The sequence below is a fragment of the Kribbella sp. NPDC055110 genome, assembly GCF_053607525.1.
Genome location: NZ_JBSGTS010000002.1, coordinates 381,665 through 397,006 on the forward strand (window position 1 = coordinate 381,665; position 15,342 = coordinate 397,006).

At 68.2% G+C, this 15,342-nt stretch carries 17 protein-coding genes; 5 read left to right on the forward strand and 12 right to left on the reverse strand.

Going from position 1 to position 15,342, the window contains the following annotated elements; translation table 11 throughout:
- Positions 1-111: 111 nt before the first annotated feature.
- From ACWF0M_RS04800 to ACWF0M_RS04810, 3 genes are all read right to left on the reverse strand, one after another.
- A complete protein-coding gene (locus ACWF0M_RS04800) occupies positions 112-579 on the reverse strand; it encodes a ribose-5-phosphate isomerase (RefSeq protein WP_452234258.1) in 468 nt (155 codons plus the stop codon).
- 9 nt (positions 580-588) lie between these two features.
- The gene (locus tag ACWF0M_RS04805) at positions 589-1,344 is read right to left on the reverse strand and encodes a hypothetical protein (protein WP_452234259.1); all 756 of its coding nucleotides are present in this window, start codon (positions 1,342-1,344) and stop codon (positions 589-591) included.
- A gap of 81 nt (positions 1,345-1,425) precedes the next feature.
- Entirely contained in the window at positions 1,426-2,040 is a 615-nt protein-coding gene (locus tag ACWF0M_RS04810) for a mycothiol-dependent nitroreductase Rv2466c family protein (protein ID WP_452234260.1), read from the reverse strand.
- Positions 2,041-2,151: 111 nt separating this feature from the next.
- Here ACWF0M_RS04810 and pepN point away from each other — a divergent pair, with 111 nt between their 5' ends.
- From pepN to ACWF0M_RS04825, 3 genes are all read left to right on the forward strand, one after another.
- Positions 2,152-4,725 carry an aminopeptidase N gene (pepN, locus tag ACWF0M_RS04815; RefSeq protein ID WP_452234261.1) on the forward strand — a complete coding sequence of 858 codons (2,574 nt, stop codon included), beginning with the start codon at positions 2,152-2,154 and terminating at the stop codon, positions 4,723-4,725.
- 88 nt (positions 4,726-4,813) lie between these two features.
- Complete coding sequence (locus ACWF0M_RS04820) at positions 4,814-5,344, forward strand: hypothetical protein (RefSeq protein WP_452234262.1); 531 nt, start codon at positions 4,814-4,816, stop codon at positions 5,342-5,344.
- 193 nt (positions 5,345-5,537) lie between these two features.
- Positions 5,538-6,224, forward strand: a complete 687-nt coding sequence (locus tag ACWF0M_RS04825) for a hypothetical protein (RefSeq protein ID WP_452234263.1) — start codon at positions 5,538-5,540, stop codon at positions 6,222-6,224.
- On the opposite strand, the gene ACWF0M_RS04830 is transcribed toward ACWF0M_RS04825, so the two are convergent.
- The 7 genes from ACWF0M_RS04830 to ACWF0M_RS04860 form a co-directional block, all read right to left on the reverse strand.
- Positions 6,206-6,799, reverse strand: coding sequence for a GNAT family N-acetyltransferase (locus ACWF0M_RS04830; RefSeq protein WP_452234264.1), 594 nt, complete (start codon positions 6,797-6,799; stop codon positions 6,206-6,208). The two genes, ACWF0M_RS04825 and ACWF0M_RS04830, sit on opposite strands and share 19 nt — an antisense overlap.
- A 1-nt stretch (position 6,800) precedes the next feature.
- Entirely contained in the window at positions 6,801-7,202 is a 402-nt protein-coding gene (locus tag ACWF0M_RS04835) for a DUF5130 family protein (RefSeq protein WP_452234265.1), read from the reverse strand.
- Positions 7,189-7,479 carry an aa3-type cytochrome oxidase subunit CtaJ gene (gene ctaJ / locus ACWF0M_RS04840; RefSeq protein WP_452234266.1) on the reverse strand — a complete coding sequence of 97 codons (291 nt, stop codon included), beginning with the start codon at positions 7,477-7,479 and terminating at the stop codon, positions 7,189-7,191. Before ctaJ ends, ACWF0M_RS04835 begins: the two co-directional genes overlap by 14 nt.
- A gap of 283 nt (positions 7,480-7,762) precedes the next feature.
- Positions 7,763-8,266 carry a hypothetical protein gene (locus tag ACWF0M_RS04845; RefSeq protein ID WP_452234267.1) on the reverse strand — a complete coding sequence of 168 codons (504 nt, stop codon included), beginning with the start codon at positions 8,264-8,266 and terminating at the stop codon, positions 7,763-7,765.
- 81 nt (positions 8,267-8,347) lie between these two features.
- Positions 8,348-8,923 carry a lytic polysaccharide monooxygenase auxiliary activity family 9 protein gene (locus tag ACWF0M_RS04850; protein ID WP_452234268.1) on the reverse strand — a complete coding sequence of 192 codons (576 nt, stop codon included), beginning with the start codon at positions 8,921-8,923 and terminating at the stop codon, positions 8,348-8,350.
- A 141-nt stretch (positions 8,924-9,064) separates the two neighbouring features.
- Entirely contained in the window at positions 9,065-11,182 is a 2,118-nt protein-coding gene (gene malQ / locus ACWF0M_RS04855; RefSeq protein WP_452234269.1) for a 4-alpha-glucanotransferase, read from the reverse strand.
- A 53-nt stretch (positions 11,183-11,235) separates the two neighbouring features.
- Positions 11,236-12,240 (reverse strand): hypothetical protein, encoded by a 1,005-nt coding sequence (locus ACWF0M_RS04860; RefSeq protein WP_452234270.1) that lies wholly within the window; start codon positions 12,238-12,240, stop codon positions 11,236-11,238.
- A 101-nt stretch (positions 12,241-12,341) separates the two neighbouring features.
- On the opposite strand from ACWF0M_RS04860, the gene ACWF0M_RS04865 reads away from it, so the two are divergent.
- The gene (locus ACWF0M_RS04865; protein WP_452234271.1) at positions 12,342-13,070 is read left to right on the forward strand and encodes a mechanosensitive ion channel family protein; all 729 of its coding nucleotides are present in this window, start codon (positions 12,342-12,344) and stop codon (positions 13,068-13,070) included.
- On the opposite strand, the gene ACWF0M_RS04870 is transcribed toward ACWF0M_RS04865, so the two are convergent.
- Positions 13,018-13,713 (reverse strand): GNAT family N-acetyltransferase, encoded by a 696-nt coding sequence (locus tag ACWF0M_RS04870; protein WP_452234272.1) that lies wholly within the window; start codon positions 13,711-13,713, stop codon positions 13,018-13,020. The genes ACWF0M_RS04865 and ACWF0M_RS04870 overlap by 53 nt on opposite strands.
- A gap of 137 nt (positions 13,714-13,850) precedes the next feature.
- Here ACWF0M_RS04870 and ACWF0M_RS04875 point away from each other — a divergent pair, with 137 nt between their 5' ends.
- Positions 13,851-14,834, forward strand: coding sequence for a chitinase (locus ACWF0M_RS04875; RefSeq protein ID WP_452234273.1), 984 nt, complete (start codon positions 13,851-13,853; stop codon positions 14,832-14,834).
- A 55-nt stretch (positions 14,835-14,889) separates the two neighbouring features.
- Here ACWF0M_RS04875 and ACWF0M_RS04880 read toward each other — a convergent pair whose 3' ends face one another.
- Positions 14,890-15,318 carry an OsmC family protein gene (locus ACWF0M_RS04880; RefSeq protein ID WP_134119220.1) on the reverse strand — a complete coding sequence of 143 codons (429 nt, stop codon included), beginning with the start codon at positions 15,316-15,318 and terminating at the stop codon, positions 14,890-14,892.
- Positions 15,319-15,342: the final 24 nt, after the last annotated feature.

The following is a 15,342-nucleotide window of genomic DNA, read 5'->3' on the forward strand; positions in this document are numbered from 1 at the left end:
GGCCGTGGTTGGCACGGGGCGGAGTATGCGGGCTCGTGACGTGTCCCGTCCGCGGCAGCCCGTCGTACGGCGGCCGGTGGTGCCGAAGACCGACGCGGACGAGCAGGCCGATCAGGGCAGTGGCGGGAGTTCGCCGGTCGACTCGTAGTTCGACAGCATGTCGATCCGGCGGGTGTGCCGCTCCTCGCCGGAGTAGTCGGTCGCCAGGAACGTGTCGACGAACCCGGTGGCCTCCTCCTCGGAGTGCATGCGGGCGCCGACGCTGATCACGTTGGCGTTGTTGTGCTCGCGGCCGAGGCGTGCGGTGTCGGTGCTCCAGGCGAGCACCGCCCGGACCCCCTTCACCTTGTTCGCGGCGATCTGCTCGCCGTTGCCCGAGCCACCGATCACGATGCCCAGACTGCCCGGCTCGTCGACCACTGCCTGTCCGGTGCGCAGGCAGTACGGCGGATAGTCGTCGACGGCGTCGTACACCGCAGGACCGTGGTCCGCGACGTCGTGCCCGGCAGCGGTCAGGTGCTGCACCAGGTGGTTCTTGAGTTCGAAGCCGGCATGGTCGGAGCCGATGTGCACTCGCATGGCCGCAATCTACTTGGCAGCCGTCTGCACGTGTACGCCGCCCGGCACGCTCAGGGCCGCAGTCAGCTCCGTGACAGCGGCATAGGCCTGCTCGTACGGCGTACCGCTCGCGTGGAGCGTGAATACCGCGATGATGACCCGGTCGTCCGGCCCGACGGTGCCCGTGGTGTGCAGGGCGTCGTTGACCAGGTCAACCACGGACTGTGGCTTCTCCTTGTCGGACCGGTACCCGCTGGACCCGTGGAACCCGGACCAGCCCTGTTTGATGCTGTAACCCTCCTCGAAGACCGATGCGATCCCGAAGTACTGGTCGAAGCCGTCAGTGCCGTAGCGGGTCGCCTGGTGCAGCTGTCCCATCACGTACTCGCGTACGGGCAGCGGAGCGTCCTCCAGCAGGTAGCGGTAGATCCGCACCGTGTCGGCGGCAGTGATCGCGACGTACCCCCAGAAGCCCGGGTGACTGGCCGGCGGGCCGGCCGTGTGCGTCAGACCGAGCCGCTCGACCATGCGGTCGACAAGGGCCGCACCGCCGAGCTGCTCCCAGTAGTAGCTCGCTGCGTCGTCGTCACTGCTCCGCAGCATCACCTGGAGCCGCTCCCGGTCCGCGGGCGGTACGTCGTACTCCGGACCGCGGTCCCAGAAGAAGTCGAGCGCGATCAGCAGCTTCACCACCGACGCCGACCGGAACTGCTGATCGGCGTCCTGCTGGTGGACGAACTGCCCTGCCTCGCGGTCGAACACGGCGATGCCTGCGGTCAAGGTCATGCGAAACCTACTCACAACTGGACGGATTCCTGAGTGAGTAACTTTCACCGCCCGGACGGCTCCAGAGCAAGCCCTGAACCGTCAATCGAAGATCGGGCCGCGGTCCCGGGTGCGCTTGATCTCGAAGAAACCCTCGGTGCCGGCCACCAGGCGGACGCCGTCCCAGAGCTTTCCGGCCGCCTCACCCTTGGGCGCCGGCGTCACCACCGGGCCGAAGAACGCGGTGCCTTCCACCGAGATCACCGGCGTACCGACCTCCATGCCGACCTGGTCCATGCCGGCGTGGTGCGACTTCTTCAGCGCGTCGTCGTACCGGTCGGTGTCCGCGGCCTCGATCAGCGAGGCGGGCAGGCCGACCTCCTCGAGTGCCTCCTTGACCACGTCACCCTTGCCGTCGCCGATGCCGCGGCCCTCGACGTGGATCCGCTTGCCCAGCGCCGTGTAGAGCGGCAGCAGGACCTCGTTGCCGTGCGCCTGCTCGGCGGCGATCAGCACGCGGACGGGGCCCCAGGCGTTCACCAGGAAGCTCTTGTACTTCTCGTTCAGCTCGTCGCGGCCGTCGTTCAGGACGGCCAGGCTCATCACGTGCCAGGTCGTCGTCACATCCCGGACCTGCTCGACCTCGAGCATCCAGCGGGACGTCATCCAGGCCCAGGGGCAGGCCGGGTCGAACCAGAAATCGGCAGAGGCAGTCATATTCACCATCATACAAAGTTGAAACAACGGTTATACCGACTCGGTATCCAATACCCAATGTCGGGGGGAAACCCTCGGCGAAGGCGAGATCCAGGTGCATAGGATGCGGACATGCCTGGAACCAACCTGACGCGCGACGAGGCGCGTTCCCGTGCGGGCGTGGTCAGTGACGTGAGCTACGCCATCGAGCTCGATCTGGCCAACGCCCCCAGTGGCGCTCCGACGTACCCGTCGGTGACCACCATCACGTTCGCGGCCACCGCCGGCGCGAGCACCTTCGCCGACCTGATCGCGGACAAGGTCCGCGAGGTGACGCTGAACGGCGTCGCCCTCGACCCGGACGAGGTGTACGACGGCGCCCGCATCCAGCTCGACGGGCTGGCCGAGCGCAACGTGCTCACCGTGGCGGCGGACTGCCTGTACTCGCGGACCGGTGAAGGGCTGCACCGCTCGGTCGACCCGGCCGACAAGGAGACCTACCTCTACACCCAGTTCGAGGTGCCGGACGCCCGCCGGGTGTTCGCCACCTTCGAGCAGCCCGACCTCAAGGCCCCGTTCACGTTCACCGTTTCCGCACCGGCCCGCTGGGTCGTCATCTCGAACGCCCCGACGCCCGAGCCCACGCCGTACGCGGGCGAGAACGGCGAGGAGCTGGCCCGCTGGGAGTTCCCGCCGACCGAGCGGATCTCCACGTACATCACCGCGGTCGTCGCGGGTCCGTACCACGTCGTGACGGATGTGTACGAGGGTCCGCACGGGACGTACCCGTTGTCGCTGCTGTGCCGTCCGTCGCTGAAGGAGGCGCTGGACGTCGAGGACCTGTTCGAGGTCACCAAGCAGGGCTTCGCGCTGTTCGAGGAGGCGTTCGGTACGCCGTACCCGTTCCACAAGTACGACCAGGCCTTCGTGCCGGAGTACAACATGGGCGCGATGGAGAACGCGGGCTGTGTGACGCTGCGGGACGAGTACCTGTTCCGCAGCCGTACGACGCACGCGGAGCTCGAGGCCCGCGCCAACACGGTGCTGCACGAGCTGGCGCACATGTGGTTCGGCGACCTGGTGACGATGACCTGGTGGGACGACCTGTGGCTGAACGAGTCGTTCGCCGAGTGGGCCAGCCATTGGGCGCAGGTGGTCGCGACGACGAAGTACTCCGACGCGTGGACGACGTTCTGCAACGCCCGCAAGAACTGGGCATACCGGCAGGACCAGTTGCCGTCGACGCACCCGATCGCGGCCGACATGATCGACTTCCACGCGGTCGAGGTGAACTTCGACGGCATCACCTACGCCAAGGGCGCGTCGACGCTGCGCCAGTTGGTCGCCTTCGTCGGTGAGGAGACGTTCGTCACCGCACTGAAGGAGTACTTCCACGACCACGCGTTCGGCAACACCGAGCTGACCGACCTGCTGAAGCCGCTGGAGAAGGCGTCCGGGCGCGACCTTGACGACTGGACCGAGCGGTGGTTGCGGACCGCCGGTGTGAACACGCTGCGCGCCGACTTCACCGTCGACTCCGCCGGCGCCTTCACCTCGTTCGCGATCGAGCAGACCGCGACCGAGAAGTTCCCGGTACTGCGTCCGCACCGGCTGGCGGTCGGCCTGTACCGGCGTACTGACGAGGGCCTGGTCCGGACCGAGCGGTTCGAGGTGGACATCGACGGACCGCGGACCGACCTCCCGGAGCTGACCGGCGCGACGCAGCCGGACCTGGTGCTACTGAACGACGACGACCTCACCTACGCCAAGATCCGGCTGGACGAGCGGTCGCGGGCCACGTTGGTGGAGTCGATCGACCAGCTCACCGAGTCGCTGCCGAGGGCGCTCGCCTGGGGCTCGACGTGGGACATGACCCGGGACGCGGAGATGCCGGCCAGCCAGTACGTCGGCATCGTGCTGCGCGGCATCCGGGCCGAGACCGACCTGACCGGCGTCCGCTCCCTGCTCAACCAGGCGAGCAGCGCCATCAACCAGTACGCCGCACCTCAGAACCGGCCCGCTCTGCGCGCGCAGTTCGAGGAGGAGCTGGCTGGTCTGGTGGCCGGCTCCGAGCCGGGCAGCGACCACCAGCTCGCGTTCGTCCGGGCCTACAGCTCGGCGGTCTTCTCGGACGCCGGTGCCGACCGGCTCGCGGGCTGGCTGGAGGGTCGCGACCTGCCGGAGGGCCTGGTCGTCGACACCGACCTGCGGTGGACGCTGATCGTGGCACTGTCCCGGCTCGGCCGCGTCGGCGCGGACGAGATCGACGACGAGCTCACCCGCGACACCACGATCACCGGTCAGGAGCGGGCCGCCCAGGCGCGTGCCGCCCGGCCGACCGTGGAGGCGAAGGAAGAGGCCTGGCGGATCGCCGTCGAGTCCGAGGACACCCCGAACGAGACGCAGTTCCGGACCATCCTCGGCTTCCAGCAGCCGGGCCAGGAGGACCTGCTGCGGCCGTACGTCGACAAGTACCTGAACGCGGCCAAGGACGTGTACACCCGGCTGGGCTCGTCGATGGGCGAGAACGTGCTGGTGTACCTGTCGCCGCGGCACCTGGCCGACCAGGCGGCGCTCGACGCGCTAACCGGCTGGCTGGCCGCGGAGTCGTCGTCCGTGGACGCTCCGACGCTCCGGTACGTCACCGAGGCCCAGGCAGACCTGACCCGCGCCATCGCCGCGCAAGCACAGGACGACGTCGCCTGACCACTCATCCCCCTTACGTCCGAAGAAGTGAGGGTCCTGGACCACAGTTCTTCGGACGTAAGGACCCGGGGTGGTGGAGACTGAGGCGATGCCCGCCTCTGACCCTGCCCTGGCCGGTGCGGCAGCTGTTGCGCTGACCGGACTCGCAGACGCGTACCGACCCCGCCCCGTCACCCCACTGATGCCCTGGCGCTACGCCAACCGCTTGGTGAAGCCGTACGTCGTGACGGCGCGCGGAAGGCAGTGGGACGACCAGATGGTCGAGCTCGCCCGCAGCACGGCCACGCGGCAGCTCGAGTTCGACGACGCGATGGGTGCCGTCGGACTCGGCGTCGTCGTACTGCACCTCGGCGACGACGGCATCTACCTGGTGGTGCAGAGCTGGGCGAAGGACTTCCAGTCCCGTCTCAGCATCTTCAGCGGCCTGGACGTCGACGACCTCCGGCCGGCACCGATCGGCGCTGCCCCGTGCGTGTGGGAGCTGGAGGTCCTCAGCCACGAGCGCACGGCGTACGTGAAACACATCCTCTCCGGTGACGTCGACGTCGACTCCTGGCTCGACGACGCCCTGGACACCCGCCCCGAACCGAACCCCAACGGAATCCCCTCCGGCACCTAGGGTCGACGTCCGACTGCGTTCGGTGAGGGTCAAACGATTGCTCGTCGGCGCATCGTGAGGGGCCGTGCGCGGTGCGCGATTCCCTTGTGGAGAAAGAGATTCTCGCCACCTGAGAGAGGCTCACTTACCGGGTGGTTCGGTTTAAGCTGCACCGGATATATCCATCCAGGGTGTCTGGGGAGGGGCCCTTGCCGTGACACGCGTCGACCACCGCAAGCCACCCGCTCGGGCTGCCCGGAAACAGCAGCGGCCGGCGGCCGGGCGGAGCGCGCCCGAAGTCCGCCCGCGGAAGGCACAGCGTTCGCACAGTGCCATCGGAGCGGCGATCGTGGCCAGCCTGGCGATGGTCGCGGTGTTCGCGTTCATCCTCACCAGAGGTACGGCGTCGGATTCCCCGGCCGACGGGCTGCGGATGGGTTCAGGCACCGACACCGGCGCCGCCGCACCGGCCGAGCCGACTCCCAGTGCCACCGGAGACGCCACGAAGGCGGACCGGAAGCCGCCGGCGTCCGCTGCGGCGCCTAACCCCTCTGCGAAGGCTCAGACGACCACACCGCCGGCGGTGGACACCGGTCCGACCTCACCGAAGTTCAAGCAGGGTCAGTGGATCGCGATGCTGGACAAGTACCCGGCCGACGCGGGTCAGATGGCCAAGGACACCGCAACCAAGATCACGCGGGCCGGTATCCCGGCGAAGGCCATGCTGGTCAACGGCCAGTACCCCGGCATCACCAACAGCTCGCTGGCACCGGTCACCGGCACCTGGGTCGTGTACCTCGGCCCCGGTACGTCCTCGGAGCAGATCCTCAACCTGTGCCTGGACCCGCGCACGCAGGCGGCGTACCAGAGCGCCTGCCCGACCTACGAACCAGCTGGCTGAGGCACTAGGTCAGGTACGGCGTCTGTCGCGAGCCGGGCGTGCAGGTGCGAGTCATGCCGCTGCCCTGTCGGCTCGACGTAGTAGTCGCGCATCACGCCCTCCAGTTGAAACCCGGCGCGCAGTGCGACGTGGCACGACCCCTCGTTGACCAGTGAATGGTCGAGTGAGATGCGGTGCAGCCGCAGGCCGTCGGACGAGAAGCCCCACCGCGCGGCCGCGTCGAGAGCGCGAGCACCCAGCCGACGGCCCCGGGCCAGTGGGCTGACCCAGTACGCCGCGACCGCCTGGTCTGGCACGCGGTGGACGTCTCGGAGCGTGACGGTGCCGATCACCTGATCGGTCTGGCTGTCCGCGACCGCGAAGACGGCGTTGCCGCGCGCCCAGCCGTCGATGCGCGGCTCCAGCCAGCGGCGGGCACGTTTGTCGGCGGGTGAGCTGATCACCGCCGTACCCGCGGTCCAGCGGAGGATCCCGGGGTCTTCCAGGGCCAGCGCCACCGCAGGCTCGTCGGATGCCACGAACGGGCGGAGTACTACGTCGCCCAGGTCGATGCGATGCGGCTGCAGCGCGGCCACGTCAGAGCTTGTGCGCCTCGTCGTTGGCGTGCAGCATCGGCGCCAGATGCGCGTGCGTACCCAGCTGCTGTACGCCGGTGACGAGACCACCGGTGAGGTCGCCGGTCGCGAACGACGTCTGCATCGTCAGCGCGGCCAGGCCCGCGGACGCGTCGGACAGCTGCCGTTTGGCCAGCTCGCCGGTGACGATCTCGAGACGCCGGCCGGCCGGGTCGACGTACACCAGGACCGTGCGGTCCGGGTCGTCCAGCTCGTTCAGCAGCTCGATGGCGAACGGACGGGTCTCCGAGTCCGCGCCACCGACGTACACCGAGAAGTGCAGGCTGGAGGTCTCCTCGGCGTACCGGACCGCGCGCTCGATGTCGTAGAGCTGGTCCGGGGTGAATGCGTCACCAGCTGGCACTTGCGCCTCCGAGCGTGCGGGCGACGCCGGTGGCGGCAGTCGCGGTGGCACCCGGCGCGCTGTTGAGCTCAGGCAGCTCGGGCAGGTTGGCGGGGTCCGGCTTGGTCGCCGTCGGTCCGTTGATCCAGACCGGCGGGGCCCACCAGGACAGGCCGGGACGGTACCGCGGCCCGTTCGCGATCGACGACGCGAACACCAGCAGCGCCAGCACGGCGACGACCAGCACAGGAATCCCGACGAACACCAGCAACGAGTGCCCGGACAATTCGACAATCACGTCCCGAAGCCTAGTACCCCCGGACCGGGAGAGGCCGCCGCCCCTCCCGTCCAGGTCCCCGACACCTCTCACCAGCCGCCGCACCCCTCGTCCTCAGCAGCCACCGCACTCCTCCACCACAGCAGCCGCCGCACTCCTCCACCACAAACCGCGCGAAGCGCGGTTCTTTTCGCGGCAGCCGCCGCAGTCCTCCACCACAACCCGCGCGAAGCGCGGTCCTTTTCGCGGCAGCCGCCGCAGTCCTCCACCACAGCCCGCGCGGAGCGCGGTTCTTTTGTTCTTGTCAGCAGCCACCGCAGTTGTAGTACGTGATGTCCCAGTGGCTGCCCTCGTCCGCGTAAATGTTGCCGGCGCCCGACCGCCACTGGGCCGCGCCATCGCCGCGGTCGGCGATCCGGGTGAACGTGTTGTGGATGTAGTTGCCGACACACGTGTACTTCGAGATGTCGACCTTGTACCCGTTCCGGTGGCTGTACGTGCCGCTGGCGTGACCCACCTCGGTGCCGCCGGTGATGTTCACCGCACACCCGCTCGCCTGCTTCAGCGTCCGTACGCCGTAGACGGTCGAGTCGTTGATGTTCGTGAACGACGTACAGGTCGGGTTGTTCCAGTCGGAGCAGTTGCCGCTGGACGACCAGGTGATCCCGGCGGCGCGGAAGATCGCGGTCGCCTGCGAGTGCGTCAGCTTGGTCAGCGCGGACGCCTGCTCGACTGCCACCACACCGGGCAGCAGGCCGACGATGACGGCGACGAGGGGTACGGCGACGCGACGGAGCAATGACTTCATGGGGACACTCCTTGAAAGATGGGGCGGTTATTTCAAGGAGTGCACTGCCCAAGAAAGATATTGCCGAAACCTCAGGTTGAATCAGAAATTAACATCCGAACACTGGTAGAAGGCGTTGGCTGTGTCGGCGATCGTCCAGACCGCGAGGATCATGTGCCGTCCGGTCCGGCCGGTCGGGATCGTGCCCGGGTGCGACACGTCGCTCGGCGGCCGGGCGCCGTTCATGGCGACGGTGAGGAACGGGTTCAGGTCGAGCGCGGACCGGGTCAGCGGCTGCGTCGGATCCCAGCCCTGCTTGGTCAGGTAGTACTTGAAGTCGGTGGTCGAGTGCGCCGCGGTCAGGTGCCACGAGAACGTGAACCCCTGGCCGCCCTGGAGCTGCGTGGCAGGCCAGCTCCCGCCGCGCTGGTCGTCCAGTTCGGCGAACTGACCGAGCCCTGCCGAGCAGAGCTTCCCGTCCGCGGGACCGCTCTGCGGGAAGCCCTTGGGGCCTTCGACGCTCTGCGGCTCCCATTGGATCTGCCCGCAGTTCGTGACGACCCCGTCCTGACAGTTCTTGGCCCGGCTGGTCGGCCCGGTGGTGTACCCGTGACCGTAGGCGAGCGGAACCGACGTACCCATCGTCAAAGCGAATGCTCCGACAGCAATTCCAGCCATGCTGAGTTTCCGTTTTCGCGGCATGCGAACTCCTGCACTGTTGGGGCGGTGGACAGTGAAGGAAGGGCGCCTCTCCTGCTCAATAGAAAACAACCGTTCGAATCTATTGTCAACGGTTCGTGAGCAGTTGAATACGGAAAGCTAGATATTCAGCGCACCGATCAGGCGGCGCAGACGCTGGTTGTTCGGCAGGTCCTCGATCAACACGGGCTCGCCTTCCGGCCCGCCGAGCGGCACCCGCCAGTTCGGGTACTCGTCCGTGGTGCCGGGCTGGTTCTGGGTACGCCGTTCTCCGACGGCATCCGTCAACGCGACACCGACGAGCTTCGCCGGCGTGTGAGCGACGTACCGGTGCATGGCCTCGACGATCCGCGCTACGTCGCCGTCGGTGTTGCTGAGCAGGTGGCGTTCGCGGAGCGCGTTGAGCCAGGCGTCACGGTCTGCCTCGTCGACAGCGAGCTCCTCGGCCACGGGGCGAGTCAACAGACCAAGGCGGTTCCGAAGCTCCACGTGGTCGCCGGCGAGGTACCCAGCGGTCGGCGGCAGGTCATGGGTGGTGACAGTGGCCAGGCAGAGCTCCCGCCACCGCTCCGGTGCCAGCGGCTTCCCGTCGGCATCCCGCTCGAACCACAGCACCGACGTACCGAGGATGCCGCGTTCTGTCAGGTAGTCGCGCACCCACGGCTCTACGGTCCCCAGGTCCTCGCCGATCACCGTCACCCCGGAACGCTGCGCCTCCAGCACCAGGATCCCGACCAGCGCCTCGTGGTCGTACCGCACGTAGGTGCCCTCGGTAGGCCGCTCCGATGACGTCACCCACCACAGCCGGAACATCCCGAGGATGTGGTCGATCCGCAGCCCGCCGCCGTGCCTCATCACCGCACGCACCAGGTCCCGCCAAGCGGCGTACCCGGTCTCAGCCAGCGCATTGGGCCGCCACGGCGGCTGCGACCAGTCCTGACCCTGCTGGTTGAACGCGTCCGGCGGCGCACCCACGTGGATGTTCTGCGCCAGCACGTTCTGCAGCGCCCATGCGTCCGCACCATCCGGATGCACGCCGACGGCCAGGTCGTGTACGACGCCCAGCGACATGCCGGCCGCCTTCGCGCGAGCCTGGGTCCGCGCCAGCTGCTCGTCGAGCTGCCACTGAAGCCAGCAGTGGAACTCCACCGCATCCGGGTTCTCGTTGCGGAAGGCAACAACCTCCGGTGACGTCGGTTCCTGCAGTTCCTCGGGCCACTTGCTCCACTCCGGTCCGTGGACGTCGGCGATCGCGGCCCACGTGGCGAAGTCGATCAGCCCCTGGCTCTCCCGGTCGCAGTACGCGCCGTACTCCGCGATCCGCCCCACCGACGGCTGCACGCGGAACAGCACCTGCAGTGCCTCACGCTTGGCCGCCCACACCGTGTCCCGGTCGAGCGCGGTCGAGTCCTCACTCAGCGCCCGCGCCTGCAGCGCCAGTGTCCGGACTCGGTCGCGTTCCGCCGGGGCCAGGTCGCCGTACTCGTCGATGTCCTCGATCCGCAGGTAGATCGGGTTCGCGAACCGCCTCGAGGCCGGCAGGTACGGCGAGGGCTCCATGCGGCCCGCCAGCTCAGCAGCGTGCAGTGGGTTCACCAGTACGAAGCCAGCGCCCAGGTCGTGCGCCGACCACGCGGCGAGGTCGGCCAGGTCATGCAGGTCACCGATGCCCCAGGAGCGCCGGGAGCGAACGGAGTACAGCTGCAGCACCCAGCCCCACGTCCGGTGCAGCTTCTCCGGCTCCAGCTTCCGCGGCGTCACGATCAGCGTGCTGACCGAGATCTCCGGGTTGGTGCCGATCCGCGCACACAGCCGGTGGTACCCGAGCGGCAGGTCCCCCGGCAGCTGGAACGTCGCCTCACCGACCTGTACGCCGTCGATCCACTCCGGCTCGACAAGGTGGTCCTGCTGCGGGATGTCCCGTCGCTGACCGCCGTCCTCGAGGTCGACCCACACCTCCGCCGACGACCCGTGCGGCAGGTGTACGGCGAACCACGGGGTCCAGCCCTCCCGCATCACCACGGTGGCGGGCAGCGTACGACGCCAGCGCGCCTGCTGATGCTCTGCCAGCGCCAGGGCCGCCTTCTCAGGTGTCGACGCGTCTACACCGAGTGCCGCGAGTACGTCGGCCACGACCTCACTGGAGACGACCACATGCTCGCCCTGCCAGTTCCAGTACTCCGTCGCCACGCCATGGGCAACCGCTAGCTCGACAAGGGCCGGAGTAGGAGCTGTCACCCCAGCGAGTCTGCCGTATCAACGGCACCAACGGCCAAACGGCGCGCGTTGCGTTATTCGTTCGAGCGACGGCGGCTGAGCATCAGGACAGCCAGCAGGAGGACTGCGCTGGCTACGACGAGGCCGATCGCGACGCCGGCCAGGTTGTCGGTCAGCTGGTACAGGGCGGTCGGCCAGATGACCAGGAGGATCGCGCAGCCCACCATGGCGTACGCCGGACGCCGGGTCCGCCCGTAGGCGACCAGCAACGCCGCGGGTCCCGCCGTACCGACTGCGAGCGCCATGATCTCGCCGCGCTCCTGCACCAGCCAGCAGATCGAGGAGCTGAACATCGCGGCTCCGGCCAGTGACCACGACGTCACTTGATCGCGCACCAGGCCGAGCATCGCGAACACGAACGCGACCAGGATGAAACCGGTCCCGGCGATCCCGGCGCTGTTGGCAGCCGATCCCGTGTCCGGAGTGAGGACGTCTGCCGTGATCACCAACACACCCACGGCCAGGATCCCGAACGTTGCCACGAGCAACGAAGGCTCCTTCAGCCACCACAACCCGCCGGCGGCCAGCGCCAGCGCGACCAACACCCCGACGACCCGTCCGGCCTCTCCCTCGACCGCCACGAACGTCGCGAACCCGGCCACGCAACACCCCAGCGCGGCGAGCGCCGAACTCAGCTGTTCCCGGCGCCGCAGCAGCGCCAGTACGACGGCTGAACCGAGCAGGACGACCGCGGCCGCCGTACCGGTGGTGATCCGCGCGGCGCGGCCCATTTCGCCCCAGTTCGCCAAGGTCAGGAGCGCGACCGCACCGAGCAGCAGCGCGCCGCCGATGTAGCCGAGCACCTCCACCAGCGCGCTGCTGTGGACCGTGGCCGGCGGCGACTTAGGCTTGGCCGGCTCAGGCCCGGCAGGCTCATGCTGCGGACGTGGGCGGCCAGGGTCGGCGAGCGCCGCGTCGATCTCAGCGTCGGCGGCGTCCCGGATCGATTCGGCCTGGTACTGGCGCAGCACGCCAGCACTCACGAGCCTGGAAAGCTCGTCGTCCAGCCGGCTCGACATGCTTTTCCGTCTCCTTGTCTGCCCTACTAACATCAGGCGGCGAGATGCCTATTCTGACCAGCTACCTTGTGTCCTTAGTCAGTCACCCCCTGTTTTCGTCGTTGCAGAGCCTTCCGAACGCCTTTCCGACGTTCTTCCGGACCGGCAACGACGGCAAGCTGGAGCTGACCGACCAGGTCGTGGTCGTGCCTGCCCGGATCGCCGGCCTGATCATCGGTTTCGTCGTGCTCCGCTGGCTGCTGCACAAGCTCATCCGGAAGTTCGCCCGCCGGACCGGGAACGGCGCCGTGGCGGGGGTGCTGTCGAAGTCCAAGATCGGCCAGGACTTCGTCGAGAACACGCTCGCGAGCGAGCGCCGCGCCCAGCGCGCCAAGACGATCGGCTCGCTGCTGAGCAGCATCGTGACGATCGTGCTGACCGCCGTCCTGGTGGTGATGGTGCTCGCCGAGCTCGGCTTCAACATCCTGCCGGTGATCGCGTCCGCGAGCATCATCGGCGTGGCGCTCGGGTTCGGCGCGCAGACGCTGGTGAAGGACTTCCTGGCCGGCGTGTTCATGATCTTCGAGGACCAGTACGGCGTCGGCGACCTGATCGACATGGAGAAGGCGACCGGCGTGGTCGTCGCGGTCGGCCTGCGGATCACCACCCTGCGCGGCGAGGACGGCACCACCTGGTACGTCCGCAACGGCGAGGTGCTCCGGGTCGGCAACCTGACCACCCGCGACCCGGACAGCTCTGCCTCCTCCGGGGTCGGCTCCGCCACCGAGCGAGAAGAAATCAAGGCCGACGAAAATGTGGCGAGCGGTACGCAGGACGAAAGCCAAGGCTGAGGTACAGGCGCTCGGCGTCCGAGCCCTCGACCACCTGCAAGGTGAGCCGCCCGCCGGCCGCGTCCCGGCGCGCCTGCGCGAGCAGCCGCGTCGCCAGACCACGGCCGCGGTACGGCGGTTTGGTCGCGACCGCGTACACACCGGCGACCGACCCGGTCCGCAGTACCAACGTGATCGACGCCGGGTCACCGTCCACACGGAGCAGGTAGAGCGACTGGTCGGGCTCCCGGTAGTTCTGCACGGCTCGCTTGACGAACATCTGCTGCCACCAGTCGTAGTCCGGCTCCCCCACCTCGAGAAACGCCGCACACTGCACGTCAGCGAACCCCAGCGCGTCCACCTCGGAGCTGATCGGCTCCACCGGCTCCCCAACCGCTGACCCAGCCGGAGCCTCCATGTGCACCAGCACCTCGGCCGCCTCGAACCCCGCCGCAACCAGCCGGTCTTCCCAGCCCTCCCCACTCCCGGGCACGAGACGAACTGTCCTGGCCGCCGCCGGAACCTCCACCTCCGACGAGAGCGGGATCCACGCGGAGAACTCCTCCGACTCCCCCACCACCTCGACCACCTCGGCAGACCGTCGCACCGAACCGCGATGAGCGGCAAGGAAGGCGAGGTGATTCTCGAGCAAGGCATCAACCATGCAAACAGTCTGCTCGACCCCACCGACAGATTTCAGCTGTTGACGGGTCGCGACCGGAGGACCATGATCTAGCAGAATCATTAGGAAACCTTCCTATTGATTCGAAGACTCTGACCGCCCCCGATCCAAGGAGAGTCATGAAGATCCTCGTGAGCGCGGTGACCGCCGTGTGCCTGGCGACCGGCTTCGCCGCCGTCGCGCAGGCGAGCACGGAGCACGTGCAGGCCGCCGACCCCGCCGCCATGCCGGCGGCGCCGTACCTCTATCTCGGCTGGGGCAACCCGCAGAAGCCGACCGACGTGATGAAGGCGGCCGGCAACAAGTGGTTCACGCTGGCGTTCGTGCTGTCCGACGGCGGCTGCAACCCGAAGTGGGACGGCGACCGTGCGCTGACCGGCGGTTCCGACCAGTCGGCGATCAACAGCATCCGCGCCGCGGGCGGTGACGTGATCCCGTCGTTCGGCGGCTGGTCCGGCAACAAGCTCGGCGAGAAATGCACCTCGGCCTCTGCACTGGCCGGGGCGTACCAGAAGGTGATCGACGCCTACAAGCTGAAGGCGATCGACATCGACATCGAGGACACCGAGTTCCACAACAACGCCGTACAGCAGCGGGTAGTCGACGCCCTGAAGATCGTGAAGTCCAAGAATGCCGTCCTGAAGACCTACATCACGATGGGCACCGACCAGAGCGGGCCCGACTCGTGGGGCACCGGGCTGATCGACAAGGCGGCCTCCGCCGGGCTCGCGAACGACGGCTGGGTGCTGATGCCGTTCGACTTCGGCGGCGGGTCGACCACCATGGCGACGCTGTCGATCAAGGCGTCCGAGGGGCTGAAGAAGAAGCTCAAGAGCGCGTACGGGTACTCCGACGACGCGGCGTACCGGCGGATGGGCATCTCGTCGATGAACGGCAAGACCGACGACGCGGGCGAGACCGTCCGGCTGCAGGACTTCAAGACGCTGCTGTCGTACGCGCAGCAGCACCACCTGGCCCGGTTCACGTTCTGGTCGGTCAACCGCGACCGGCCGTGCTCGGGCGGCGGCGACGGCGACTCGTGCAGCGGGGTCTCCCAGAAGGCGTACGACTTCACCAAGGTGATCGCGCAGTATCGCGGCTGAAACGCACAGCGTCCGGTGAGCCGCACTGGGCTCGCCGGACGCTGCGGTTCAGGTGTCAGGCGGTGAAGGTGACGTCCAGGGTGATCGGGACGGCGGACAGGGCCTGGGAGACCGGGCAGTTCTTCTTGGCGCCCTCGGCGAACTCGGCGAACTCGTCGGCGGTCAGGCCCGGGACGTTGCCGTTCACGGACAGCTTGATGCCGGTGATGCCCTCACCCGGCTGGAAGGTCACGTCGGCCTGGGTGTCGATCGACGCCGGCGGGTTGCCCGCACCGGCCAGGGCGTGCGACAGGGCCATCGAGAAGCAGGTGGAGTGCGCGGCCGCGATCAGCTCTTCCGGGCTGGTCTTGCCGTTGGCGTCGTTCGCGCGGGAGGCCCAGGTGACGTCATACGTGCCGACACCGGACGACTCCAGGGCGACCTGACCGGCGCCCTCCATCAGCGAGCCTTCCCAGTGCGCCTTCGCCGTACGAGTGGTAGCCATGCTCGTGTTGTCTCCTTAGAAGAG

What these genes read in the sequence shown, in the direction of transcription:
- ACWF0M_RS04870 (WP_452234272.1), bottom strand. Translation starts at nt 13,713, where the DNA reads ATGGTTGATGCCTTGCTCGAGAATCACCTCGCCTTCCTTGCCGCTCAT.
- pepN (WP_452234261.1), top strand. Translation starts at nt 2,152, where the DNA reads ATGCCTGGAACCAACCTGACGCGCGACGAGGCGCGTTCCCGTGCGGGC.
- ACWF0M_RS04800 (WP_452234258.1), bottom strand. Translation starts at nt 579, where the DNA reads ATGCGAGTGCACATCGGCTCCGACCATGCCGGCTTCGAACTCAAGAAC.
- ACWF0M_RS04845 (WP_452234267.1), bottom strand. Translation starts at nt 8,266, where the DNA reads ATGAAGTCATTGCTCCGTCGCGTCGCCGTACCCCTCGTCGCCGTCATC.
- ACWF0M_RS04810 (WP_452234260.1), bottom strand. Translation starts at nt 2,040, where the DNA reads ATGACTGCCTCTGCCGATTTCTGGTTCGACCCGGCCTGCCCCTGGGCC.
- ACWF0M_RS04805 (WP_452234259.1), bottom strand. Translation starts at nt 1,344, where the DNA reads ATGACCTTGACCGCAGGCATCGCCGTGTTCGACCGCGAGGCAGGGCAG.
- ACWF0M_RS04860 (WP_452234270.1), bottom strand. Translation starts at nt 12,240, where the DNA reads ATGTCGAGCCGGCTGGACGACGAGCTTTCCAGGCTCGTGAGTGCTGGC.
- ACWF0M_RS04875 (WP_452234273.1), top strand. Translation starts at nt 13,851, where the DNA reads ATGAAGATCCTCGTGAGCGCGGTGACCGCCGTGTGCCTGGCGACCGGC.
- ACWF0M_RS04850 (WP_452234268.1), bottom strand. Translation starts at nt 8,923, where the DNA reads ATGGCTGGAATTGCTGTCGGAGCATTCGCTTTGACGATGGGTACGTCG.
- ACWF0M_RS04820 (WP_452234262.1), top strand. Translation starts at nt 4,814, where the DNA reads ATGCCCGCCTCTGACCCTGCCCTGGCCGGTGCGGCAGCTGTTGCGCTG.
- ACWF0M_RS04880 (WP_134119220.1), bottom strand. Translation starts at nt 15,318, where the DNA reads ATGGCTACCACTCGTACGGCGAAGGCGCACTGGGAAGGCTCGCTGATG.